This window comes from Pseudoalteromonas sp. GB56 (assembly GCF_054923835.1).
Window position 1 is genome coordinate 1,091,696 of the sequence record NZ_JBPCHK010000001.1, and the last position, 23,998, is coordinate 1,115,693.

General features: G+C 46.8%; 20 protein-coding genes. 4 read left to right on the forward strand and 16 right to left on the reverse strand.

The window, feature by feature from the left end; genetic code table 11:
* Window positions 1-44: 44 nt before the first annotated feature.
* From ACH19P_RS05145 to ACH19P_RS05175, 7 genes are all read right to left on the reverse strand, one after another.
* The gene (locus tag ACH19P_RS05145) at window positions 45-2,153 is read right to left on the reverse strand and encodes a S8 family serine peptidase (protein WP_462157447.1); all 2,109 of its coding nucleotides are present in this window, start codon (window positions 2,151-2,153) and stop codon (window positions 45-47) included.
* 302 nt (window positions 2,154-2,455) lie between these two features.
* Complete coding sequence (locus ACH19P_RS05150; protein ID WP_462157448.1) at window positions 2,456-4,783, reverse strand: TonB-dependent receptor; 2,328 nt, start codon at window positions 4,781-4,783, stop codon at window positions 2,456-2,458.
* A gap of 22 nt (window positions 4,784-4,805) precedes the next feature.
* The gene (locus ACH19P_RS05155) at window positions 4,806-5,540 is read right to left on the reverse strand and encodes a TSUP family transporter (RefSeq protein ID WP_462157449.1); all 735 of its coding nucleotides are present in this window, start codon (window positions 5,538-5,540) and stop codon (window positions 4,806-4,808) included.
* Complete coding sequence (locus tag ACH19P_RS05160) at window positions 5,537-6,340, reverse strand: SDR family NAD(P)-dependent oxidoreductase (RefSeq protein WP_462157450.1); 804 nt, start codon at window positions 6,338-6,340, stop codon at window positions 5,537-5,539. Before ACH19P_RS05160 ends, ACH19P_RS05155 begins: the two co-directional genes overlap by 4 nt.
* Window positions 6,337-7,272, reverse strand: coding sequence for an SDR family oxidoreductase (locus ACH19P_RS05165; protein WP_462157451.1), 936 nt, complete (start codon window positions 7,270-7,272; stop codon window positions 6,337-6,339). The genes ACH19P_RS05160 and ACH19P_RS05165 overlap by 4 nt, the downstream gene beginning before the upstream one ends.
* On the reverse strand, window positions 7,262-8,179 hold the full coding sequence (locus ACH19P_RS05170; RefSeq protein ID WP_462157452.1) for a bile acid:sodium symporter family protein: 918 nt from the start codon (window positions 8,177-8,179) through the stop codon (window positions 7,262-7,264). The genes ACH19P_RS05165 and ACH19P_RS05170 overlap by 11 nt, the downstream gene beginning before the upstream one ends.
* Entirely contained in the window at window positions 8,180-9,475 is a 1,296-nt protein-coding gene (locus ACH19P_RS05175; RefSeq protein WP_462157453.1) for a flavin-containing monooxygenase, read from the reverse strand.
* A 150-nt stretch (window positions 9,476-9,625) separates the two neighbouring features.
* On the opposite strand from ACH19P_RS05175, the gene ACH19P_RS05180 reads away from it, so the two are divergent.
* The 3 genes from ACH19P_RS05180 (at window position 9,626) to ACH19P_RS05190 (ending at window position 12,842) form a co-directional block, all read left to right on the forward strand.
* Window positions 9,626-10,603 carry an AraC family transcriptional regulator gene (locus ACH19P_RS05180; protein WP_462157454.1) on the forward strand — a complete coding sequence of 326 codons (978 nt, stop codon included), beginning with the start codon at window positions 9,626-9,628 and terminating at the stop codon, window positions 10,601-10,603.
* A gap of 69 nt (window positions 10,604-10,672) precedes the next feature.
* Window positions 10,673-11,857 (forward strand): BaiN/RdsA family NAD(P)/FAD-dependent oxidoreductase, encoded by a 1,185-nt coding sequence (locus ACH19P_RS05185; RefSeq protein ID WP_462157455.1) that lies wholly within the window; start codon window positions 10,673-10,675, stop codon window positions 11,855-11,857.
* A 151-nt stretch (window positions 11,858-12,008) separates the two neighbouring features.
* Window positions 12,009-12,842 carry an OST-HTH/LOTUS domain-containing protein gene (locus tag ACH19P_RS05190; protein ID WP_462157456.1) on the forward strand — a complete coding sequence of 278 codons (834 nt, stop codon included), beginning with the start codon at window positions 12,009-12,011 and terminating at the stop codon, window positions 12,840-12,842.
* 153 nt (window positions 12,843-12,995) lie between these two features.
* On the opposite strand, the gene ACH19P_RS05195 is transcribed toward ACH19P_RS05190, so the two are convergent.
* The 6 genes from ACH19P_RS05195 to ACH19P_RS05220 all read right to left on the reverse strand — a co-directional run bounded on the left by ACH19P_RS05195 (window position 12,996) and on the right by ACH19P_RS05220 (window position 18,913).
* Window positions 12,996-14,030, reverse strand: a complete 1,035-nt coding sequence (locus ACH19P_RS05195) for an extracellular solute-binding protein (protein WP_462157457.1) — start codon at window positions 14,028-14,030, stop codon at window positions 12,996-12,998.
* Entirely contained in the window at window positions 14,027-14,800 is a 774-nt protein-coding gene (gene potC, locus ACH19P_RS05200) for a spermidine/putrescine ABC transporter permease PotC (RefSeq protein ID WP_462157458.1), read from the reverse strand. Before potC ends, ACH19P_RS05195 begins: the two co-directional genes overlap by 4 nt.
* Entirely contained in the window at window positions 14,784-15,644 is an 861-nt protein-coding gene (gene potB, locus ACH19P_RS05205) for a spermidine/putrescine ABC transporter permease PotB (protein ID WP_462157459.1), read from the reverse strand. Before potB ends, potC begins: the two co-directional genes overlap by 17 nt.
* Complete coding sequence (potA, locus tag ACH19P_RS05210; protein WP_462157460.1) at window positions 15,644-16,750, reverse strand: spermidine/putrescine ABC transporter ATP-binding protein PotA; 1,107 nt, start codon at window positions 16,748-16,750, stop codon at window positions 15,644-15,646. The genes potB and potA overlap by 1 nt, the downstream gene beginning before the upstream one ends.
* A gap of 330 nt (window positions 16,751-17,080) precedes the next feature.
* Complete coding sequence (locus ACH19P_RS05215; RefSeq protein WP_462157462.1) at window positions 17,081-17,890, reverse strand: hypothetical protein; 810 nt, start codon at window positions 17,888-17,890, stop codon at window positions 17,081-17,083.
* 120 nt (window positions 17,891-18,010) lie between these two features.
* The gene (locus tag ACH19P_RS05220) at window positions 18,011-18,913 is read right to left on the reverse strand and encodes a LysR family transcriptional regulator (protein ID WP_462157463.1); all 903 of its coding nucleotides are present in this window, start codon (window positions 18,911-18,913) and stop codon (window positions 18,011-18,013) included.
* Between the two features lie 311 nt (window positions 18,914-19,224).
* Here ACH19P_RS05220 and ACH19P_RS05225 point away from each other — a divergent pair, with 311 nt between their 5' ends.
* Window positions 19,225-20,241: a GGDEF domain-containing protein gene (locus tag ACH19P_RS05225; protein WP_462157464.1), complete on the forward strand. Its 1,017-nt coding sequence runs from the start codon at window positions 19,225-19,227 to the stop codon at window positions 20,239-20,241.
* 34 nt (window positions 20,242-20,275) lie between these two features.
* Here the strand turns inward: ACH19P_RS05225 and ACH19P_RS05230 are convergent, their stop codons facing one another.
* The 3 genes from ACH19P_RS05230 to ACH19P_RS05240 are packed head-to-tail and all read right to left on the reverse strand — an operon-like array spanning window position 20,276 to window position 23,990.
* Window positions 20,276-22,099, reverse strand: a complete 1,824-nt coding sequence (locus ACH19P_RS05230) for a DUF3604 domain-containing protein (protein WP_462157465.1) — start codon at window positions 22,097-22,099, stop codon at window positions 20,276-20,278.
* On the reverse strand, window positions 22,096-23,097 hold the full coding sequence (locus tag ACH19P_RS05235; RefSeq protein ID WP_462157466.1) for a HupE/UreJ family protein: 1,002 nt from the start codon (window positions 23,095-23,097) through the stop codon (window positions 22,096-22,098). Before ACH19P_RS05235 ends, ACH19P_RS05230 begins: the two co-directional genes overlap by 4 nt.
* Window positions 23,094-23,990 carry a peptidyl-prolyl cis-trans isomerase gene (locus ACH19P_RS05240; protein WP_462157467.1) on the reverse strand — a complete coding sequence of 299 codons (897 nt, stop codon included), beginning with the start codon at window positions 23,988-23,990 and terminating at the stop codon, window positions 23,094-23,096. The genes ACH19P_RS05235 and ACH19P_RS05240 overlap by 4 nt, the downstream gene beginning before the upstream one ends.
* Window positions 23,991-23,998: the final 8 nt, after the last annotated feature.

Below are 23,998 nucleotides of genomic sequence, written 5' to 3' on the forward strand. Positions count from 1 at the left end.
AGCGGCCTTTTGCATTAGTAGGAGTATTAATGTTAGCTAAACTTCTACGGGTTATATTGTGCGTTTAGTGTTACACCTGAGAATGTTTTGTAAGCATTCAGGCTGATGTGCCACGTACCCGCTTGTGGGTTTGTGAAGCTACAGCTTTCAGTGTTGCCGTTTTTATATGGACGACAGTCGTAGCTGCTAGTTGTAGGTTGTGAGCCGAAGCGTACAAATAGATCCGCGTCGCCCGTACCACCTGAAATATCAACATTCAACGTGCTCATGCCAGCAGGCACTTCTAACGTGTAGTGTTTCCACTGACCCGCAGATGCTGAAATGTCAGAAACTGAACCACCGCCACCAGTGCCAGTACCACCACCAGTCGTTGTTAGTTCACCAAGCAGTGACGCATTGCTGTATGCATCATAGCCACGTAACATCACGTAGTAAGTACCTGCCGCAGGACTATCGATACTACATGTTTCATTGTTGCCATTCTTATATGGGCGACAATCATAGCTTGAAGTTGTTGGTGCGCTACCCGCTTTCACGTACATGTCTAGGTCACCACTACCGCCACTGGTCGTGAAAGTAACATTTGACGTGCCAGATGGAACTGTCATGGTGTACGTCGTTTCTGAACCTGTTGCACCGCTAAGACCCGTAACCGCTTGACCAGGAGTTAGCTCGTTACCACCTGTTGGAGGAGGCGTTGTACCACCGCCAGCCAATGCGACTGCCGCAGCTGCATCAACAATACCCGTACCACAACTTGTACATGTTGCAGCGAAGCTCTTTGTTGTTTGCTTCAAGATGTTTTCGATTTCGTCAGGTGTTGCCGTTGGTTTTGCTTGCTTGATAAGCGCTGCTACACCGGCTACGTGTGGTGCGGCCATCGACGTACCTTGTGAGTAGTGGTAGCTATCGCTTGAAGGTGATGATGAACCTGAGTTGTGTGTAGATAAGATACCTTCAGGATCATTTGCGAAGCTCTGTGCACCGCCCGGAGCTGCAACGTCAATGTTCGAACCATAGTTTGAGTAGTATGCACGACCGCCGTTACGACCCACTGATGCTACGTTGATTACGCCGCTACAGTTACCTGGGTTGTAGTTTGCTGAGTTGTCGTTGTCATTACCAGCCGCGATAACAATAGCCGTGCCGTTAGCACGCGCTTGGTTAATCGCGTTTTGCGTTGTTGAGCTACATGAACCACTGCCACCTAAACTCATGTTGATGACGTCAGCTGGGTTTGCATTTGCTGGTACGCCCGATACAGAACCACCCGATGCCCACACGATTGCATCAGCGATATCAGACGTTAAACCACCACATTTACCAAGTACACGAACAGGAACCACTTTCGCGTCGTATGCAACACCTGTTACACCTTCGCCATTGTTTGCTACAGCAGCTACTGTGCCTGCTACGTGCGTACCATGCCAGCTTGAGCTTTGTGCACCGTGAGTATAGCCACACTCGTTTGCTGAGATTGCATCACCTGGGTCACGCGCATCGCTATCACGACCACCACCATCGTTTGCTACGAAGGTGTCAGAGATCATGTCGTAACCTTGAATGATGTTGGCATTGAGGTCAGCGTGTGGACGGTAACCAGTATCCAGTACCGCAACCGTTACACCTGCACCTGTTGCTGAATCCCACGCCGCAGGCGCATTGATACCCGCTGCAGCTTCATAGTAGTGCCACTGATCGCTATAACGTGGATCGTTAGGTGTAGCGAAAGGCTTCAACATTTGGTCGATTTCGATGTATTCAACTTCACCGCTGGCAACCATGTCCTGCATAAATTGTTGTGCTTCTTGTGCAGATAGTTTTTTGTCGGTGCGAATAACGTGGTGGTTTTGCAGTGCCATTTCGCGAACATATTGAGCACGCGCTTGACCGCGATTCTTAAAGCCGTCTACAAAGTTTTTTGCACGTGCTTTGCCGTTACCTGCTGCTGCGTTAACACCAAATTCAGCTGAGTCTTTGTATTTTATGATGAATCGCGTAGAAGCGGACGATTGACCTTCTAGTTTTGCTTCCATTTGCGCAAGACTCGCTTGCTGTGGTGCAGCCACTTCTTGAATTGAGTTAGCGAATACTGCTGATGAACTTAGCGCCATTGGTATCGCGAGCGCTAAAAGCGTTTTTCTTGTTGTCATAGGGACCCCCATTTATTTTTCTATTTTGTACCGAATTGATACAAATTGAGGTCGAATAGTAAATAAATTGTAAATAATGTTAAAAGATTATTTAATTATAATATGGGAACAAAAAGTTATATTCAGCCGTATAAATGGGTAAATTTGGTAACTTAAGCCATTAAGAAGGGCCTGTTTTAAGAATTTATGCTTACTTTTTAGGTAAAGGGGATAGCTTATATTTTTGCAGATTTAATCGCATAGTCCTTTATGGCAAGGTAATGGATAAAAGAAAACGGGCTCAAGGCCCGTTTTGTATTTTGCTAGAAGCGATAGCTTGCTTGTATCGCCAAGCTTCTGCCTGGTTCCACCCAGGTGGCATACATACCAGCAGGTGCGAACGACATATCCGTGCTGTAGGTGGTGGTGTATCTGTCGGTCAGGTTTTTGCCAATTAGGGCCACCGACCAACCATTGTTGTAATCGGCAAGCGCTAGACGCGCATTGAGTTTGCCGTAACCCGCTTGTTCCGTGAATGGATTTAAATCGTAGTTGGTGTAATAACTCGATTTAAATACTGCTTCAAGATTAAAGCTTAGCTCCAATGAATTTGTTAGCTCAGTAAGGTAATCAAGATTCACGCTGCCTGATAATTTCGGTGCGTAGGCACCTGATTTACCCGATAAGTCACAGGTCACGCCATTGCTCTCAAGGTTATCGGGTGCGTACAGGGTGCTATTAAAACACTTGGCGCCACTGAAGTTATCCCAGCTGAAATCAAGGTAAGCGATGTTACCGGATAGCTGCCAGTTGTCGCTCATTAACCAACGACCATCAACTTCCACACCTTGGCTGCTCGACTCGGCGCCATTTTCAACATAGAAACCGGCGACACCATCGAAGGTGGAAGTTTGCAAATCTTCAAACTGCATACTGAACAGTGCAAGGTTTAAGTCGGCGCTGCCATCGAGCAATGTGAGCTTGGTGCCTACTTCGTACGACGTTACTTTTTCAGGCTCAAACTCCCAATCTTTAGCGAGGTTTGCTCGTGCGTCATAACCACCTGATTTAGAACCGGTAGAGACGCTGGCGTATACCATGCCGTTGTCCAGCTTGCGGCTAATATTCAACGATGGATTGAATTCATTTTCACTGCGTGAGCCACTGATATCATGTTGCTCAAGCCCTAAATTGTTTTTCAGAATAGCCAAGTACATCGGTGTCGGCAGCATAGGCGGTAAGCCCATAGCTTGCAGTGTTGGCGGCACACTGATGACGTCCAGCTGGTTCACTGGCGTGCCGGTATTAAGCTCGACCATACTCAGCTGGCGGCGCGCGTCTTTGCCTTCTTTTGAATAACGCAAACCCAATGACGCTTGCCATAAAGGCGAGAACTGATAATCAAATTTGGCAAACGCTGCAAGCGTGTCACTGTCGCTGGTGAAGGCGCGTGGGCCAATGGCATTGAGTGGGTAAATAATGTATTGCTCAGTGAAATCCAGTTCTGAGCTTTGATAATACACACCCGCTATATAATTTAATTTGCCGTCTAAATCTGACGAAATGCGCAGCTCTTGACTGAACTGATTAAACTCTTCTAGGCTGTTAGCGCGGTAAGTCAGTGGCGCTGGACCGTGATCGCCGTCATTGGATTGCAGCATACTGTAATCTTGCCAGCCAGTGATACTGGTAAGCATATGACTGCCCAAATCCCACTCTGCGTTTAGGGTGACATAATCAGCGCTAAATTCACCAAACTCATTCTCACCTAGTGCCGCTAAGCCTTTATTAAGTTTGTCATTAACAACATACTCGCTCACATCGCCAAACACAGGAGGTAAAGGCGCGTTGTAGAGGGTCGGTTCAGCAACGGGTTGGCTTGGTGTGATCCCCACATTGTCTTCTTCATCATGTTGATATTTCAATGAAATGGAGACATCGTCACTCGGCTGCCAGGCTAAGCTAAGGCGTGCAAACATACCATCGCGGCCCACTTCATCGCGCTGGGCAAGGGTATTGTAATAAGGCCCGTCTTGGTCAATAACCTTGATAGCTGCACGACCTTGTAGATTGTCAGTTAACGCTGAGCTCACAGCGCCATCAAACGTATAACCATTATCGAATTCGTAGGCTGCACTGACATAACCACTGAGCTCTTCAGTGGGCGCAGCCGTGGTGATGTTCAGCGCACCCGCGGTGGTGTTTTTACCAAACAAAGTAGATTGCGGACCGCGTAACACTTCGAAACGTTCTAAGTCAACAAAGGCACTGCGCATTTGGTAGGCTCGACCTCGATATACGCCATCAACATACGTGCCCACTGTTTGTTCAAAACCTTGGTTTGGCCCTGAACCCAAACCGCGCATAGTGATGTTGTAGCCTTGACCAGACTGACTAACATTGAAGTTGGCGATACGGGTGGCCAGCTCTTCACTGTCGTTGATATTGTTGTTAACCAGATTATCACCGCTAACAGCTGTCACAGAAATAGGCACTTCTTTGACGCTTTGGCTGCGTTTTTGTGCGGTAACCATGATCACTTCTAGCTCTTTATTTTTAGCGCCATCCGTTGCCGCCATGGCATACGGAGCACTGAGTAATGCTGAGCTAAAGGCTAGGGTGATCGCATTGAGTTTTAGTGTGTTCTTCATTGCACGACATCCTACATTGTTATTATTGGTTTATTACTTGGATGAGTGACGCTGCGAGGAGCATGACACCGACCAGCAACAGCACCCCAAATACCAGCTTGGTAAATTGGTTTGCGTTGATTTTGTTGTGAAGTACATTGCCCAGCCAGGCACCAAAAATGGCGCAAGGAGCAAGGATTATCAGGGTGTTGGCTTGGGCTGTGAGTTTATCAGTAAACAAAAACCACAGCGTCAGCGATAAATTGAGTGTCAACCACACTGCTAGCAATGTGGCACGAAATTGCGCCTTTTCAAGTTGGCTTTTGGCCAGCGAATAAACGAGTAAAGGCCCACCTGAGGCAAATAAACCGTGGGTAACACCGGCACCCAGAATGACGGTTCTGCGCTGGGCATTACCCATGGCAGGGGCATTGAGCGACAGTAATGAGCGCAGCGCAAACCAACAAATTAGTGCGGCAAAGCCGAGCTTTCCCCAAATGGGTGGCAAATAAGGTGTTAGGAACAGCCCACCTAGGGTGCCAACGACCATCAGCGGTAGCACTTGGCGCACAAGGAATGACACTTCAATATGTTTACGATGACGCCAAGTCAAAGGTACGGTAAGCAGCAAGTTTAGTGGCACTAGCCAAGTCATCAATGTGGGGATATCCATCACCAAGGCGCCAATCGACAACGCCAAAACGATGCTACCAAAGCCGGTCATTGCCTCGATTGAAAATGCAAATACAATGGCTAATGCAACAACCACCAGACTCATGCTTCCACCTCCAGCTCAGACGCCAAACGTTTGCGCATAAGGTGTAAAAACACCCGAGGTGATAGGCGATACAGTAGTGCTGAAAAAGCACTGAAGCGGTCGCCAAAGAGGCGCTGTTTATCGGTTTTAATCGCCTTGACGATAGTGTGCGCCATCCATTGTGATGAGCGAATTTTTCCGACAACGGAGCGTTTATGACGGGTTTTACCACCGTCGCCTGCCAACGCATTTTGCTCAATGGGTGTATCTAAAAAGCTTGGATAGACCATTAATACAGAGACGTTCAAATCACGCATCTCTGCTCTAAAAGTTTCAAAGTATTGATGCAACGCTGATTTAGAGGCGCAATATCCGGCACGCCCAAGTACTGGCATCCACCCCGCCATAGAACTGACGTTTACTACTTTACCTGCACTGTGGGTGAGCAAACTAAGTAGGCCCTGTGTTAGGCGAACGGGCGCGAAGTAGTTTATCTGCATGACCCGCTCGATGACTTCAGATGCAGTGATACGCGCCAAAGAGCGGTGGGTAATACCCGCGTTATTAATCAATAAATCAAGACGAGGCGTCATGCTTTTTATGAGCGCAATAGTGCGCATTAAACCAGCGTTGTCGGTTAAGTCGCATTGCACACAATGGGCGTCTTCGAGTTCTTGAACCGCCCGTTGCAGGCCTTGTTCATCCATATCCAATAAAAGCAGTTGATGTGTGGGTGATAAAGCTCTTGCTAAATCCAATCCTAACCCTGAGGCAGCACCTGTAATTAACGCAACAGGGCGCGTTGCCGTTAACCTAATCATCCGCGCAGCTCCTCGTTGTGACTTAGGTAATATTCAAATACTTCGCGCGAACTTTTCTTTGGGGTGTAACCAAATTCGTGTTTCAGTGCGTGGTTATCCAGCACAGGGCGATAGCGTAAAAACTTTAATTGATCGGCGCTGTAGCGTGACAAACCAAGGCGATAGCCAATCCACAGCGCGCTTTGCAACAGCCAAGCTGGCAAGGTGAGCGTTGGTTTGTTCAGCAGTTCAGCAATTTGCGTTACAGTGAGCGCGCCGTCACCAGCGAGGTTATAAATACCACTGCGGTGTTCGAGCACGCCTTTAACCACGATATCAACCACGTCTTCATCCCAAATGAATACAAATGGTGAGTCGCTGCCTTTGATACTCAACACGTTTTTCTTGCGAAACAAATGTGTGATTTGATTAGCCGTTGTAACTCCCAGTACTGTGCCTGGGCGCAATATCAGTTGTTGCAGTTCAGGGTGGCGCTCTCGGTAACCTTGCAGTAGTTCTTCCACCAAGCGCTTATGTCGACTGTAGGCAAATGAATCATTGCCTCGCAGTGGGTGCGTTTCATTTAACCAACTTGGATTATCTTTGTGATAGCCATAGGCAGCGCCGCTACTCGTTACAGTGATGTGGGTGACATCTGATCCCACGCAGGCTTGCAGCAGGTTTTGCGTGCCGCCCACGTCAATGTCGTAGTCGCGCTCATGGTCGTCAGAGGCTTGCATCACACTGGCTAGGTGAACCACGTGGGTGATCCGGTGCTCGCGAATGAAGTTTGCTAGTTTTGGATCACGAATATCCATGTGCTGGTAGTGATAATGCGCCCCACCTTGCGTGCGAATATCAATGCCAAAGACATTATGCTCTGGTGCGAGCCGTTCAGTTAAACGCTGCCCCAAATAACCTTCGCTGCCAGTGATTAAAATATTAAGACTCATACACTGATGCTCCACGTTGGCATTGCGGCTGTTGCGCCTGAGCTTTATCTTTGAGGTGCCAAGTCAGGCACAATCCCAAGCCTGAGATCAAATGCCAAATTCCCCATGCCGCGGCAATCACGGCCATACCGGTTAAATCACTAAAGAAGGTAAAGATGATGCCAAGGCCGAGGCCTGAATTTTGCAGCCCAACTTCCAGAGTAATGGCTCTTACATCAGCTTTTGGTAATTGCATTAAGCGGGCAGATAACCAGCCTATTGTGAGAGCAAGCGCATTGTGTGCCACAACAGCCAAGATAAAGATGCTGGCGCCGAGCTTGAATTGCTCCCAGTTTTTAGTCAGTGCGATGGCCACAAATGCGAATAAGGTGACGAGCGACACAATGCGGAAAAAGGGTTCAACCTTGCGAGCTATCTCAGGGAATGTGCGCCCCGCAAGTAACCCTAAAATCAGGGGTAAACCCAATACCAACGCGACGATGGCAAAAATGCTGCTGCTGGGTACTTGAATGACTTGCAGCAGTTCGCGTGTAGTTGGGTTTAACGAACTATAAAGCATAAAGTTAAAGGGAGTGAGGAAGGCGGCCATTAAGCTGGCGACCCCCGTCATACTCACCGACATTGCGGTATTGCCGCGGGCCAAATAGGTGACAATATTGGAAAAACTGCCGCCGGGGCAACAGCTCACCAAAATGAGGCCTAATGCCACATCCGCAGGGAGCTCAACGAGGATGGTGAGCGCACACGTAAGTGCGGGCAGCAAAATAAACTGTGCGCCAAGCCCTACCAACGGACCTTTTGGGCGACGCACCACCGATTTGAAATCCTCGGCCTTGAGGCTCAGCGCAATGCCGAACATCATCAACGCAAGAATTGTATTAAGCACGAATAAACTAGCGTCAGACATTTAGGCTCCCGGTGCGAGTTCACGCATCTCGCCCTTAATGGCTGCTAAATAATCGGCCTTATGAACGTAATACGCCATACGTTCTAACTCCAAGTAATTAATGCCACCGTCAATACGCACTCCCGCTTTGGCTTTTACCTTATTGTGGAATTTTGCCGCCGCTTTGGGGTTGTCAATTTGCATACGGATCACCTTTGCGACTAACGCAGCTTGGTCATCACGGCCCTGCCAGCCAAGGCCCGCCGCTTCAACCATGCCCATCACAAATAAATTTTCATGTAATGGGTTGAATACATTGAGATAAAGCTGCGGTGCGCCGTTGTGCCAATTTAAATGCTCGTTGGCAATAAACGGGTAGTGCAACTTGTAGCCCGTGGCTTCCAAAATCAAGTCATACTCACCTGATTGGCCGTTGTTGAACTCTACACAATCTCCGTCAAGGCGTGTCACACTGGGGCGCACGGTAATATCACCGTGGCCAATGTGGTGTAAGAACATAGAATTTACAACGGGGTGAGATTCATACATTTTGTAATCGGGATCTGGCAAGCCATAGGCGCTCGGTTTTCCCGATATCAATCTAACCAAGGTGCCATCAACAATCTGCTTGAGCTTGTTCGGCAGGCGTACTTTACCACCTAAGGTATCGGTTGGGCGACCAGCGACAAATTTCGGTAAGAAGTAATACCCACGACGTACCACCATGTCCACTGACTTCGCCCGATGCACAGCATCCACGGCAATATCACAGCCACTGTTACCACAGCCAATAATCAACACGCGTTTGTCAGCAAAAATGTCAGCACTGCGGTAGTCACAACTGTGTATGTGCTCACCGTTAAATTCGCCTTTAAATTGCGGGCGGTTAGGGTGATGCAGCGTACCGTTGGCGAGCAGTACACCGCTGGCCAGTAACTCATGACGTTCACCCTCTTGGTTATAAACAACTAACCACTGGCCACCTTGCGGGGTGATGGACTCCACCGTGCTATTGAAGCGGTAGTCTTCATATAAGTTAAAGTGCTCGGCATAGTCTCTAAAGTACTGGCGCATTTGATCATGACGCGGATAGGTTGCTACCTCATCACGCATGGGGAAGTCTGCAAACTCAGTCATGCGTTTTGATGAAATAAGATGCGCTGAGTCATACATGGTGCTCGTTGCACTGTCTATATCCCACAGGCCACCCACATTGCTGTGTGCTTCTAGGCCAACAACAGGGATCGATTGTTCTTTTAAGCGTCGTAACGTACACAAACCCATTGGGCCTGCGCCAATGACTACATAAGGATGCATAACCAGTGACTCCTACAAAATGGTCGAACCAGATTAACGCTTTTTTTACAAAGGAAAATAGCACTCTTGGGACAAAAACTGGTTAATACGGGACATATGATTTAGGATAACGGTTCTACTCTCACAAATTATGCTCAAATGGGAACACGCATGAATCGCAGTGTGATGCCGAGTTTTAGTAAAACCATCATGCACTACCTCGACCAACTCGGGGTAGAGGTGGATAAAGCGTTGCAAGCGCAAATCAGCCAATACGGCAATGATCAACGCTTGCCTATGGCCTTACAAGACTCGCTGTGGCAAGCACTCGAAGCTCATGGTGATGCAGAGCTGGGCCTTAATATTGGTCTAGCGTTTAATCCGCAGAGTTTTGACACTCTTGGCTTTTTATTACTCAGCAGCCCCTCTATTGGTGCTGCAGTTGATAGTTTGATTGGTTATTCTCCGCTAATTGGCGAGGGCGGCACCTTCAGTAAAAGTCACTCATCACAGGGCTGGCATTTAAGTTACAAGCCGGACTTCTGTTGCGCCGCAGCCTTGCGGATGGAGGCGATTTTATCTTGTGTCACCACGGGCGCAGGTTGGGTAGCAGGGCAAAATATTCAGCCACTTGAAGTGGGCTTTGCGCACGCCGCGATGGCGGATGAACAAGCCTATCGTCGCGTATTTGGTGGGGCTAAATTGGTATTTAATGCCAGTCATTATTACCTGCTTTACAGTGATGAAGACTGGCATTGCAAGCAGCGGGAAGTGAGCCCCGCTTTGTTGGCACAAATGCAAGAATTGGCAAAGCAACAGCTGGCACAGCTCAAACCGCAGAGTGTAGTTGAACAAGTGAATTACTTATTGGCGCGCCAGCCGTGGTTATCACGCGCTCAGGTCGCAGGCAGTTTAGCCATGAGCGAACGCCACCTAAGCCGCAAACTAGCCGATGCTGACAGCACTTTCAAAGCGCTTTCCGAGCAAGTCAAAAAGCGCCGAGCGTTAGAACTAATTAGCGCCCAGAACATCTCCCAAAGCAGCATTGCCGACATGCTCGGCTATGCCGACGAAAACGCCTTTGCCAAAGCCTTTAAGCGCTGGACAGGTATGGGCTTTAGGGAATACAAACAACAATCGCCCCCCTAATTGCATTGTAAATATCTTTGCGCGCCCGAGCTTGGTAGAATAGCGCTGGTTTTGCGAAGGGGTATTACAGTGATTAAAAAAGATGTGGTGATTATTGGCGCGGGTGCCGCAGGTTTAATGTGTGCAGCACAAGCTGGGTATCGTGGCCGCGATGTTGTGGTTGTTGATATGGGCAAAAAGCCTGGTCGTAAAATCCTCATCAGTGGTGGCGGGCGTTGTAATTTCACTAATGAAAACGCCAGCCCTGAAAATTATCTGTGCACCAATCCGCATTTTGTAAAATCATGCTTAAGCCGTTATACCCAACGCGACTTTATCGACTTGGTTGACCGCCACGGCTTGCAATACCACCACAAAACCCTGGGCCAATTGTTCTGTGATAACAGCGCTCAGGATATCGTCGATATCCTTATGACCGAATGTGAATGGGCAGGCGTGAGCGTGCAATTGCGCAGCGAAGTCATCAGCGTTGAAAAAACTGAGCAAGGCTATATTGTCACCACAGGCACACACACCTACGAATGTGAGTCGCTGGTAGTGGCATCCGGTGGTCTCACTATGCCAAAACTCGGTGCGACACCCATAGGTTACAAAATTGCTGAACAATTCGGCTTAAAGGTGTTGCCAACCATGGCTGCCTTGGTGCCCTTTACTTTGCACCAACACGACAAAGACCGTTTCGATGGCCTCTCAGGTATCAGTGTTGATTGCTTAGTTTCAAGCGAATGCGGCACCCAATTTCGTGAGAATATTTTGTTTACTCACCGCGGCTTATCTGGCCCAGCTATTTTGCAAATCAGCTCATTTTGGCGAGCAGGGCAGGCAGTGAGTATTAACTTACTCCCCACGCTAAATATCACCGAGTGGTTAGAGCAACAACGTCAGCAAAGCGCGCAAAAGTCATTGAAAAATGCCTTGGCCACCATTTTGCCTAAACGCTTTGTGGAAATGCTGCACGACACCCAAGCCATCCCGGATGCCAACATTAATCAGCTCACGCACGGCCAAATCGCCGCGCTGCACGACTATTTGCACAACTGGCAAATCAAACCAAACGGCACCGAAGGTTATCGCACCGCAGAGGTGACATTGGGTGGGGTCGATACCGACGAGCTGAGTTCAAAAACCTTTGAAGCGAAGAAAGCACCTGGCTTGTACTTCATCGGTGAAGTCACTGACGTCACCGGCTGGCTCGGCGGGTATAACTTCCAATACGCATGGAGCTGCGGCTTCGCGTGCGGGCAGTATTGTTAAAAGTAATTGTATTCTTCGAAGAAGAGTGAGGATATTGTTATCTCAAGGCTTATTTGAAATCTCCTTTGCTGTTTTGTTAGATAATATGGATGTATTGTAGATATAAACGTGAAACCTTCGGCCTGAATTTAACAATAAGACAATATATTGAATGATTGAACATCAAGACTTGGTAAATGAAGTCCTTCAGAAAGTTGGCAGAAATTTACTCCTGTACCAACAGCTTGAACAGCTTTTAAAGTATTTAGTAGCTAGAGGTGAACTCGAAGGTAAGGTTAGTGAACTCGAGAATATCTTCTCAAAAAAACAAGAAGTGGTAGATAAACAGACATTGGGAACGTTGATTGGTCTGTTTATAGATAATACTAGCGGTTCAGAACCTGAAGAATCCGCCACTTCAGAAGAAGTTGAAGAGTCATATTTTGCGATTAGATTTAGTTTAAATTTAGACTCTCAAGAATACCTCAGCAGAAAAGCTTCACTTGCAAGGTTAGTCGAGCAAAGAAATATTCTCGCGCATCATTTCGCTGCAAATTTCGATGGTCGTTGTCCAAAAGATTGTAGGAGAAAAGCTCAGGAGTTAGATGAACAGTCGGAAGTAATTAGAGAAGAAATCAAATACTTCCGTAACTTAGTGACAAGATTTATTGATGGCTACAAGCGAATATGTGAATACTATTGCTCAGAGCATTTTGAAAAAGATCTCAAAATGGAGGAGTTGAGGCAAAGTCAAATTTCGAAATATTTAGGTATAATTTTGTCTGAAGTCGCTAGGGAGGATGGGTGGTTGCCTGTTAGCACTGCAGGACACATACTTAAACGAGATTTTCCCGACGAGTTCAATAAGCTAAAGGAAGAGTATGGTTTTAAGTCGCTGACCCAGTTTGTGGAGTTTATGGATGTTTTTGAATTAAAAAATGAAAAGACGGCTAAAGGAGGCGATAGGTTGGTATATAAGCTTAGCGATGGTTGGGAGTTAAATTAATGAGAAACAACCAGTTTTAGTTACTAGCTACTTACACCTTATTTGCAAAACGAATGTTGACTAGGATTCAAGTGGAAGTGTAAGTCCGACGAGCACAAAAAAGGCTTAACCCTTGCGAGTTAAGCCTCTTCAAAAAAACGTCTTAGTTATGCCTTATTGGCCCACTTTCAGTTTTTCCCAGTACTGGTTGTAAAGCTCCATCGCTTCACCTACATCAGTTTGGAATACACCTTGTTCGATGATTTCTGCTGGTGGGAAGATCACTGGGTTCGTGCGTGTTTCTTCGTCCAGTAGTGCCAATGCCGCTTTGTTAGCCGTGGCGTAGCCCACGTACTCAACACAGGCTTGAGCGATGTCTGGGCGCATCATAAAGTTGATGAATGCGTGTGCTTCATCAACGTTTTCAGCGCCTGCTGGGATAACAAAGTTATCAACCCAGAACACCGCGCCTTCTTTTGGGTATACGTATTTCAAGCTGTCGTCTTCTTCTTGCGCCAGCATGACTTCGCCGTTCCAAATCATGCCAAGTGCTACGTCACCGGCTAAATACGGTTCGCGTGGCGCATCTGAGTTAAATACCAATACATTTGGCATCAAGCTTTGCAGACGCTCATACGCTTGTTTGATTTCTTCTGGGTTGGTGGTGTTTGGCGAGTGGCCGTTTAACACCAACGCCATGTGGAATACTTCACGTACGTCGTCAGTCAGCAGCAGTTGCTTTTTGTATTTCGGGTCCCAAAGCTGTGCCCAGCTATCGATAGTCGCAACATCCATCTCTTCGCTGTTAACGCCAATGCCTGTTGAGCCCCAAAAATAAGGCATGCTGTATTGGTTATTTGGATCGTACTCTTTGTTAAGTAGCTGCGGGTCTAGGTTACTTTTGTTGCTTAGCTTGGCTGGGTCTAGCTTTTGTAGCATGCCTTCTTTAGCCATTTTAGCAACGTAGTAAGTTGATGGAACAACGACGTCGTAGCCCTTGTTCTTTTGCAGTTGCAATTTCGAGTACATCACCTCGTTGCTTTCGTAGGTCGAATACACCACTTCGATGCCCGTTTCTTCAGTGAACTGAGTTACCACATCTTCAGGAATGTATTCACTCCAGTTGTAAACAACGACTTTATTTGCCGCAAATGCGTTCGCTGCAGCAAGCGCAGCGGTGGCAGCAATCAGGGTGCGCAGAATCTTCATGCGTATTTTTTCCTTTTAGTTAAAACGCTGAACGCGATGAGCGACAACGCCGAGAAACCGAGTAACAAGGTGGCAAGTACGTTTACCTCTGGCGAAACGCCCACTTTCACCATTGAAAATACCCGTATGGGCAACACTTCATATTCAGGACCAGTCACGAACGAGCTGATGATCACATCGTCCAAGCTGAGCGTGAAACTTAATAACCAGCTAGCAGCGATCGCTGGTAGCAATAACGGTAGCATAATATGGGTAAAGAACTGGCGCTCACTCGCACCTAAGTCTTGTGCTGCTTCAACGAGGTTAGGATCAAAACCACGCAGTTGCGCATATATAGTGATCACCACAAACGGCAAACAAAAGGTGGTGTGGGCGATGAATAACGTCCAAAAACCAAGTTGTAATCCAAGCACCATAAATAAGACCAAGAAGGTAATGGCCAGCACGATATCAGGCGACATCATCACAATGAATAACGAGCTGCTGGCTGCTTGCTTAAATCTAAATTTATAGCGATACAACGCCAGCGCCATCAAGGTACCTAAAATCACCGATGCACTGGCAGCGAGCACCGCAATCGTCAATGAATTAGTGAAAGCGGTCAGTAGGGTGTCGTTTTCAAGGAGCTTTTCATACCATTTCCACGAGAACCCAGACCATTTATGGCCATATTTGGATTTATTGAACGAGTTCACCACCAACACGGCAATCGGTGCATACAGGAACATAAAAACCACCGCCAAGAAGGTGCCTTTAAAGAGCTTCGTCATCCAAACCTCCTTTGCGTTGCACCAGTTGGTTTGCTTTGTAATAGGCAAACAGCATCAATCCCATGATGACAATCAGGCTAATACTGAACGCCGAGCCAAATGGCCAATCACGCACCACTAAGAATTGGTTTTTAATCACGTTGCCAAGCAGTAAGTTGGTGGCACCACCGAGGATATCGGCAACATAGAACATGCCCATCGCTGGCAAGAATACAATTAAACAACCGGCGACTATGCCCGGTGACGTCAACGGCAAGTAGATATGCCAAAAGCGTTGCAGGGCATTGGCTGATAAGTCTTTGGCGGCTTCCACATAGTCGACAGAGAGCTTCTCAAAGCTGGAAATAAGTGGCAGCACCATAAATGGCAGCAAGATATACACTAAGCCAAAAATCACCGCAAATTCGGTGTACAGCATATTCAACGGTTCATCAATAATCCCCATGCCCAGCAAGGCGGTATTGATTAAGCCCTTTTTACCGAGAATGAGTTTGATGGCGTATGTGCGAATTAAACTGTTGGTCCAAAACGGCAGCATCATCAATACCAACAGCACATTGCGGGTCAGCGGCGATTGGCGCGAGAGAATAAACGCAAAGGGATAGCCAATGAGCAAGCAAATAAGGGTGGAGACGCCAGATAACCACAAGCTATTCAAAAATACATCAAAGTAGATAGGTTGAAATACTTTTTGATAGCCCTCAAGCGATGCTGGCCAAATCGCCAAATGCTGACTGTCAGGCGTTAAAAAGCTCGTCACCAACACCAGCAGATGAGGCACAACCACCATGATGGTTAACCAAGTGAAGGTGAGGGTGATCACCATACGACGAAAGGAAAACATTAAAGCACACTCTTTTTGATAACGTGTTCCCAACCATCTACCCAGTTGATCCACACTTTTTGGTCGATGCGGTAATCGAAATCTGGGTCATCTTCATTGAAGAATTCACTGGCGCGAATTTCTTGGTTGTCAGCCACTTCAATTAAGGAATCGAGTGTTTGCCCGGTGTAGCTGCGCTCTTTAATGTGACCAAAGAAGCCCACGGAATCGCGCGGTACATCTTCTACATATTCAATGCGCAAATCTTCTGGACGCAGAAGTATGTGTACTTCGTCACCGGCGATGAGTTTTTGATCGCAATGCACGCGCTTTTGCACGCCTTGGATCTCTGCGAGGTATTCATATTCACCTGTTTTTTCGAGGATCACAGCGTCGAATACGTTAATTTCGCCAATAAAGCGTGCGACGAATAAATTCACCGGTTGTTCGTAAATGTCGCGAGGGGTGCCAATTTGCTGTGCTTGACCGTTGTTCATGACCAAAATTCGGTCAGACATAGACAGTGCTTCTTCTTGGTCGTGGGTCACATACACAAAGGTCACACCAAGCTGGCGTTGAATTTGTTTGAGTTCCATCTGCATCTGTTGGCGTAGCTTGTAATCAAGCGCTGACAGTGATTCGTCTAACAACAGAAGCTTGGGGCGCATGACAATGGCACGCGCAATGGCCACGCGCTGCTTTTGGCCGCCCGAAAGCTGCGAAGGCATGCGTTTTTCAAAACCAGTGAGTTTAACCAACTCTAACGCTTCTTTTACTCGTTGTGCGCGCTCCGGTGCTGCCACACCCGACATCTTCAAACCAAAAGCGACGTTGTCGGCCACCGACATATGCGGGAACAGGGCATAGCTTTGGAATACGGTATTCACCGGACGCTGCTCAGCACTGACGGCATTAACGTTTTGGCCATCAATGGTAATTACACCTGCATCTGGCGATTCAAAGCCCGCAATTAAACGCAGTACTGTGGTTTTACCACACCCTGAAGGTCCTAGGATGGTGAAAAACTCACCATCGGAAATTTCTAGGTTGAAGTCATTCAAAATGTCTGACTGGTCGAAACTTTTAGACACTTTTTGAAATGACAGCAAAGTAGAAGAAGTGGCCATGTATGGCGCTCCGGCATATCAAAAAAAACGTTCGGCATTTTACACGCTAAATCACATAGAGAGGTAATTCAATTTTTTCATCAACGTGCCGACTAAGTTGCTAATTTTAGCAGAAATACCTGAATTAAAAGGCGTAATAGACACGCTCGAAAATTAATTTAATAAGGAATGAGTATGAACGAGAAGGGGCATAACAGTGTAAAACGCGAGAGGGTGTTTTGAAATGACGTCACTTAACGTCAATAACAGCGATTTAGGCCCTTTTTTCACTGTGTGGTTCAATGATGTGCTTCGCTGTTAAGTGGGTCCGATTGGACCCACTGCAAGCGTTTATTGTTTGGCTTTTTTAAGTAATTTTGGCTGCTCACTTGTGAAATCTATCCATGGATTGTCATCAAGCGTTTTTGCACCTTGTACACTTGGCTCTTGATAGCGCATTACAAAGTGTTGCGGTCCATGTGCGTAGGCGACAACTAGACCGTACTCTGCATCAAGATATCCACCGTGTGGCACAAGGCCTGGGTAGCTAATACGCCATGCTTCACCATTTAAGCTCACGTGGCCAAGTGTGAGTTTACCAACCACGTCGTTTGGAAGCACAAAGAACCATGTCCATGAGCCACCCGACACAATGGTCATAACCTCATCGATACCGACGCCAGAATCAGCACTGTTAACATGCAATTTGCCAAACTTACGCTGTAGGAAGTGTTTTACATCAGTGGAAAGGCCACGCATATCATACACTTTAGGGTAAGGCGCTACCCCGACTTCAGAGGTAGAGAGGTAACCTCCTCTGTGCGCTTCGGGTTGACGACCAGCTAGTTCAATTTGCTCTAATAATTGTGCTCGGTTAAGTGAAAACATCGATATTAACTGTTCACTCTCTTGAGTTGTAATGGCTCTTTGCGCTGACGCTTTAAGAATTGGCGCGGCTTGTTTTGGCAAGGGTACTTTGCTCACTCGCACACCCACTTGCAGTAGGTGTTTGTTCACACTTTCAATGCCATTTACATCTGCTCTGCCATCACTGAAAGAAAGAGTGAGCTGACCTTCGGTTGATGCTTGCCCTGCAAACGACATTGATATAGCCGCTATCAAAATGGCTGGGATAGCCACCCAGTTAATTAAACTTTTCATAATTAGTTACTCCACATTGAACACCCCTCTGGTGTTCACCTGCTAAGGAGTGTAGGAGTTATCTAAAAGTAGAAAAACAGCATTTTGGTTGACTGTTTGTTCACTGGTGGTGAACAAATATTAAAGAGTCTTGTCTGTGTCCAATCTTTCAATCATGAAATCAATAAACTTTCTCACCCTTAAAGAGCGCTCTTTGTGAAAAGGGTAAATAGCAAAGAGTGCGTGTTTTTCAGGGCGCCATTGTGTGAGTAATTCTATGAGTTCCCCGTTATCAAGAGATGACTGAACAATACTACGCGGGCTCAAGGTGATACCGAGCCCAGCAACAGCAGCCTGTTTGACAGCTAGGCCATTGTTAACAGCGTAAGCGCCCGCTTTTATATCAACATGTAGCGATTGATTGTCTTTGTAAAAGATCCATCGATGCGGTGACGAAGATAACGTGTAGATTAAGCAGTTATGAGCGTTTAAGTCCTGCGGAGAATCTAATTTTGGGGCACTTTCTACATAGCTTGGCGCCGCACACACGACGCGTTCAAGTTCAATTAGTTTTCGAGAGCGCAACGAAGAGTCTTTAAGCAAGCCTCCTCCTCTAATTGCAACATCAATTCCGTGGTCGACCAAATCGAGGTAGCTGTCACCCATGACGACTTCAATCGATAGTTCAGGATGTAGGGCCATGAATTCGCAGACAATGGGGTGCAGTAGCAAGAGTCCAAAAGACATAGGCAAACTGACTTTTATCGTACCATCGAGCGTCGTAGACGACTGCTGAATCGAAAGTTCGGCGTCGTTTAAGTTTTCTAAAATTGATTTTATTTGCTCAAAGTAGCGCTGTCCGTGTTCAGTAATGTGCAAGGTACGTGTGGTTCTATTGATTAAAGGCGTTCTAAGGAAGCCTTCTAGTTCAGCGATATTTTTGCTCACAGCGGCTTTGGAGAGGCTTAGATCTTGCGCTGCTGCCGTGAAACTGCCAAGTTCTACAACGCGCCTAAACACTTGTATCGCTCTGAGTTTATCCATTGCAAAGAGTCCCTTAGTTTCCTGGTGGTTTATTATGATAATACTTTATCGGTAATTGTTTACCAAAAGTGAACTCGATAGAAATGTGCCGACAGTGCATAGGCTTACAAATTGCAATCGCCCACATCAGCCGCTGTTAGTGTAATCTATTGCAGTATAAAAATGTCGTAAAACATGTGTATACTGATTCTAACAAACGTAAACGTGCAGCCAAATGATAGTTTGGGTCAAAAAAGTCCGCTTCTTTAAGACTGATGATCAGCGAATGGATAACGCGTGTATATAGCCACACTTAACTTACAAAAATAACTATGGCCTTATCAGTTAATACGACAAACGTTCGAATACAGAGAAATATTCTTATCGTCACGAGCATTTGCTTGGCGTTAGCCTGCTTTGCAACTGCGCTTTCTAATTCATTGAATTTTTCACCGAGTAAGCAGTTCGTCATTCTAGCCGAAGTGCTGTTTATGTTCGTTTTCACCGTCTGTGCATACAAGGCATACAAAGGCAGTCATAACCAATGGCACAAGTATGCGGTCGTCTATGGGTACGCGTTTTTAATTATCTTGGCCTACAGCCAACTTAAACCGGGTAACTCAGTCATTCAGTGGTGGTATTCAATTCCTGTGATGGCGTTCATGCTGCTGGATAAACGTCACAGTTTGGTATTTTGTAGCGCCATGTTATTGATTGGCGCCAGTATATTTGCCTACAACAATGTATTTATTTTGCACAAGTTGTGGCATCCGGGATTGATCAATCTTGTCTTTCCCTATGTGATAATTATGCTCATAGCGAATGCGTATGAGCGTGTAAGGATGCACAACGAGTACAGCCTGACTCAGCTAGCACTCACAGATACATTAACTGGATTACTCAATCGAGAAGCGTTGGCGCGAGACTTTGCAGCCAAAAAACTCACAAACGAAGCTTTTTGCCTCGCGGTCATCGATGTCGACCATTTCAAGGCAATCAACGATACTTATGGTCATGATGTGGGAGATTTCGCACTGGTCGAGTTAAGCAAACAGTTTCAATTTCAACTTGGAAACGACGAAGTCTATCGCCTCGGTGGTGAGGAATTTGTGTGTTTAATCAAAGGCCCACTCGACACATCTTTTGCCAAAATTGAATGCCTTCGCGAAGCCATAGCGGATCAGAAGTTCCAATTCGAAAACGCTGAGTTGAATATACATTTCAGTGCTGGGCTCGTTGATTGTATGCATAATGCTACGTTGTCCGAGGCGTTAAAAAATGCAGATATGTTGCTTTACCAAGCAAAAGATCAAGGTCGTAATTTGGTGCTTAGTGCTAACAGTGAGTAACTGTGGGGAGCCATGCCCCCACAGTCTGTCATCATTATTTTGGTGAATACCACACCGGTGAGCTGTATGCTCTTTCTTGAATCGTCGCTGGGTATTTAGCTGGGTTGTCCACATCCAGTGCCACTGCATCACGCAATGTGTGGCGCGGTGTTGGAATTTCCAAAACGCGCACATAATAGAAAGCACGCTCACTTGGATTGAAGTCTGGGTCTACCCAAGTCGTGGTGAGTTTGTCTTCGCCCACTGAGTTGTCCCATTTAAGCGTGGCAGTATCAACAGTATTGGTGATAGCTGCCAGTTGGCCATTTTCATCTAACGTGCGATCGCCCGCCCAAGCAACGTTATACACTTTCTCTTTTGCTTTACCGTCCTCACCGACAGTGCCTTTAATAACTTGAACTCTATCGAGTGAACCGGAACGAGGGTCACGCATCGCTTCAATGAGCAAGCTTACAGGCTTTGCATTGGCTGCTGCTGGTAAATCACCGCCCATGGGCACACCTTTTTTATAGCCAATGAGTGCTAAATCTGGTGCTTCGGCATCGGCAGCGGAAAAGTCATATCCTGCAAACAGGCGCACTGACATGCGAGGGCCTGTTGTTGCGTATACTTCTTTGCGTTTAAACGCGGCCATGATGGACTCGCGGGTGTTGTCTTCGGCCCATACTGCGGCTAGACCCGCAGCACTCATATCAGCGCCAATCGTATCGGGTGGTACGACGATTTTTGTTGGGTCCAGCGTTGCTGCAGGGGTTGAATCGATGGCCATTTTGCCCCAGAAATTCGCCTCTTCGTAAGTGGATAGTCCAGTGTGCGAATCCGTCGAACCTATCATGCCGAACTTATATGGGTTTGCACCTATTTTTTCTTCAAATTCAAGGCCGCGCTTAAGCGCTGAGCGTACGTAGTTAGCCTGTGCATCTTCTTTGCTGGCATCGCCTTTTTTGCCGCCTGTTTGCATGACTTTGTCGAATTTTTCATACCCGGCAAATTCGTCATCTGGCGATAAGGCAGGGTGAGTTTCGGAGTCGCCTTTCACCTGAGTCACTTCAACCACAGGCTCCCAACGCATGCGCGATTGTGCATAACTACGGTCAATTGGGTTTCCAAAACTATCAACCACTGGGAACATTAAACCCTTACTGATATTTGAGTTATGGGGAACAGCCACAAAGTCGACACCTGTTTCTTTGGCTGTTTTATCCAGCCATTTCCAAAGATTTTCCGGTTTGTCACTGTCAAACAAAGTGTAGGGTAGGAAAGTTTTTGCACTGTCTTTGTCGGCATCAGAAATCACCACGCGGTGTAAATTTGCACCGTCGGTGATTGAGCTCCATTCCCACCCCACAAATGCCGTAAAATGCCCTGGATCGTTGTGACGCTCTGCTGCACCGACGATCTCTGACCATACACTGGCGCGAATGTTATCTTGTTGTAGTTCGGGAGAGGGAATGCCTGTGTTGGCGTGACCAACGGCTTCAAAGTAAGCATCTCGGCCTTGGCCTTGTTTGGCCAACTCATTCCAGCGGCGGCCAATTTCGGTTTGCATTAACAATGGGTCGCCAGCAAAGATCTTCTGAATGATGCCAAGGTATTCACCATGATCAGACACCACCAAGAAATCCAATGGCTCATTCAGGCGTACCTTCACGCCTGAGGCTGGGTGCACAACTGGCAGTCCCTTCGCGAATCGGTATGCAGTATCAGGTGTGGCTGTTTTATTACCCATTAAATACGCATCAATCGAGTAAGACGTATGCAGGTGTGTGTCTCCCCACAATAGTTGTCTCTCGTTACTTAGGGTTTGAGTGCTCGTAAGCGCAATAACAGCTGCGCTGATAAGCGATAGTTTTTTCATAGTGTTAATCCCGGAATAAACATGTTGGCGCTGCGCTGTAAAAACCAAAACGCAGACAAGCCACCAATTACGTAAATAAAAGCGTTCATACTCAGCGCACTTGTTGCTACTGAAGGGGTGTGTTTTTTTGCGAGTTTTATCAGGGCAAGAGCTATGAGAACAAAAGCAACTTGTCCAAGTTCAATACCCAAATTGAAAGACACCAACGCATTGATGAGGTGCAATTGGGGTAAACCAATCTCACTCAATACGGAGGCAAAACCAAATCCATGCAATAAACCAAACAGAGCGGCTATGATCACGGGGTATTTAAAGGTCCAAGAACTCGGTTGTTGCTTTGCTATTTCTACAGCGAGAAAAAGTAAGCTCATTGCAATCAGGGTTTCAGCTAACGCTATGGGCATACTTACCCACTGCATTACCGTGGCGATGAGAGTGATGGAATGGCCTAGTGTAAACCCCGTGATGGTGTATATGAGGCGTTTTTTACTGTTGGCGATCAGCAATAAGCACAGCACAAACAGTAAGTGATCCCAGCCTAGCCAAATATGTAATACCCCCATTTTTACATAGCTGGTGGCTATCCTAGTTGCTTGCTCTCGTTGAGGAATAGTCCATGTCGTCTCATCAGGGCTAAGCAGCACACTGAATTGCTCGGAGCTTTGTAACTCAACCTTGATTAGCGTAGATAATGACGGGTTAGCCTCTGGAAAGTGAAGCTGTAAATTGGCACCGTTAATGGGTTTTGCACAGTCATAAATGTACGAAGCACGGAACTCTCCAGCATAACGTTGCATCCCAGAATGCACAGCGCTATTACAGTGGGCATCAATACTAACACCGGGAAAGCCAGCCAAGGTCATCGAAGCGGGCGCTTTCACATTAATACTGACTTGCTGAGCGCGCTCATACACTTCAATTACAATTGGGCGCGCATCGTGACTCAGTACCTGCAGACTCACCATCAGTAATCCGAGCAAGATGAAAACACGCATCATTGAACGACCTCGTTACCTTGCGCGTCTTCGCTTTGAATGATTTCGTACTGCAACACTATGTTGGCGATGAGTTCATCAGCACGGTGCTGACTCGTTGCAGCCAACGCATCTTGGGTCACGAGAGGACGTACATCGTCAAGCTCAGGGATATAGGCGTCATTAAATTCATTGAGGTACACAAGGTGCCAGCCATGTGCTGATTTGATAGGACCAATCCAGCTCCCGTGTTGCGTCTGTTGCTGTTTGATTGCGAGGACAAAGTCGTCGCCAAAATGCCCCGCAACATGATCGGCTGTTCTTTGTGTGTAGTGGCGGTTAAACACAAAAAGCTCGCCGATGTGTGCAGCGCTTGTTGGGTCAGTCATGTCTGCGTTTAGCGTATCTCGCAGTTTGGTGAGCGTATTTATTTGTGCGTTGTTATCTTTTGCCGGTGACCAATAGAGATGACTAAAGGTCAATACAGCAGGTTTGGCATAGTCAGCTTGGTGCGCATTAAAGTATTGCTCAAGCGCTAACTCATCAATCTTTTGGCTTTGATTGACAAAACCTTGGTTAAGAAAATGCATTTTCTGTAGTAGGCGTTGGCGAATCACGAAGTCATCGTTTGCGAGCCCCAAGTTGTTGGCTTCTTTTACGAGCACTTCTTCGGTGATGAAATCGTGAATTAAGGACTGTCGTTCTTCCTCGGTGAGTCCAGCGAGAGCTTGCTCTGCTTGATTCTTAGAGAAACGTTTGTTTCGAAACTGCAGATACACCGCAAGGCGATCATTATTGACGACTATCCGCTTGCCATCGTTTGTGGCCAACGGATCAGATAATAAGGTGTAAGCACCTAGTAAACAGGCACCAATGACTAAAAAGTGAATCAGTGGTTGGCGAAATATGTGTGACATAAAATCAT

What these genes read in the sequence shown, in the direction of transcription:
- ACH19P_RS05190 (WP_462157456.1), top strand. Translation starts at nt 12,009, where the DNA reads ATGATTGAACATCAAGACTTGGTAAATGAAGTCCTTCAGAAAGTTGGC.
- ACH19P_RS05195 (WP_462157457.1), bottom strand. Translation starts at nt 14,030, where the DNA reads ATGAAGATTCTGCGCACCCTGATTGCTGCCACCGCTGCGCTTGCTGCA.
- ACH19P_RS05180 (WP_462157454.1), top strand. Translation starts at nt 9,626, where the DNA reads ATGAATCGCAGTGTGATGCCGAGTTTTAGTAAAACCATCATGCACTAC.
- potC (WP_462157458.1), bottom strand. Translation starts at nt 14,800, where the DNA reads ATGACGAAGCTCTTTAAAGGCACCTTCTTGGCGGTGGTTTTTATGTTC.
- ACH19P_RS05155 (WP_462157449.1), bottom strand. Translation starts at nt 5,540, where the DNA reads ATGAGTCTGGTGGTTGTTGCATTAGCCATTGTATTTGCATTTTCAATC.
- ACH19P_RS05160 (WP_462157450.1), bottom strand. Translation starts at nt 6,340, where the DNA reads ATGATTAGGTTAACGGCAACGCGCCCTGTTGCGTTAATTACAGGTGCT.
- ACH19P_RS05150 (WP_462157448.1), bottom strand. Translation starts at nt 4,783, where the DNA reads ATGAAGAACACACTAAAACTCAATGCGATCACCCTAGCCTTTAGCTCA.
- ACH19P_RS05165 (WP_462157451.1), bottom strand. Translation starts at nt 7,272, where the DNA reads ATGAGTCTTAATATTTTAATCACTGGCAGCGAAGGTTATTTGGGGCAG.
- ACH19P_RS05235 (WP_462157466.1), bottom strand. Translation starts at nt 23,097, where the DNA reads ATGATGCGTGTTTTCATCTTGCTCGGATTACTGATGGTGAGTCTGCAG.
- potB (WP_462157459.1), bottom strand. Translation starts at nt 15,644, where the DNA reads ATGTTTTCCTTTCGTCGTATGGTGATCACCCTCACCTTCACTTGGTTA.
- potA (WP_462157460.1), bottom strand. Translation starts at nt 16,750, where the DNA reads ATGGCCACTTCTTCTACTTTGCTGTCATTTCAAAAAGTGTCTAAAAGT.
- ACH19P_RS05175 (WP_462157453.1), bottom strand. Translation starts at nt 9,475, where the DNA reads ATGCATCCTTATGTAGTCATTGGCGCAGGCCCAATGGGTTTGTGTACG.
- ACH19P_RS05145 (WP_462157447.1), bottom strand. Translation starts at nt 2,153, where the DNA reads ATGACAACAAGAAAAACGCTTTTAGCGCTCGCGATACCAATGGCGCTA.
- ACH19P_RS05240 (WP_462157467.1), bottom strand. Translation starts at nt 23,990, where the DNA reads ATGTCACACATATTTCGCCAACCACTGATTCACTTTTTAGTCATTGGT.
- ACH19P_RS05220 (WP_462157463.1), bottom strand. Translation starts at nt 18,913, where the DNA reads ATGGATAAACTCAGAGCGATACAAGTGTTTAGGCGCGTTGTAGAACTT.
- ACH19P_RS05215 (WP_462157462.1), bottom strand. Translation starts at nt 17,890, where the DNA reads ATGAAAAGTTTAATTAACTGGGTGGCTATCCCAGCCATTTTGATAGCG.
- ACH19P_RS05230 (WP_462157465.1), bottom strand. Translation starts at nt 22,099, where the DNA reads ATGAAAAAACTATCGCTTATCAGCGCAGCTGTTATTGCGCTTACGAGC.
- ACH19P_RS05225 (WP_462157464.1), top strand. Translation starts at nt 19,225, where the DNA reads ATGGCCTTATCAGTTAATACGACAAACGTTCGAATACAGAGAAATATT.
- ACH19P_RS05170 (WP_462157452.1), bottom strand. Translation starts at nt 8,179, where the DNA reads ATGTCTGACGCTAGTTTATTCGTGCTTAATACAATTCTTGCGTTGATG.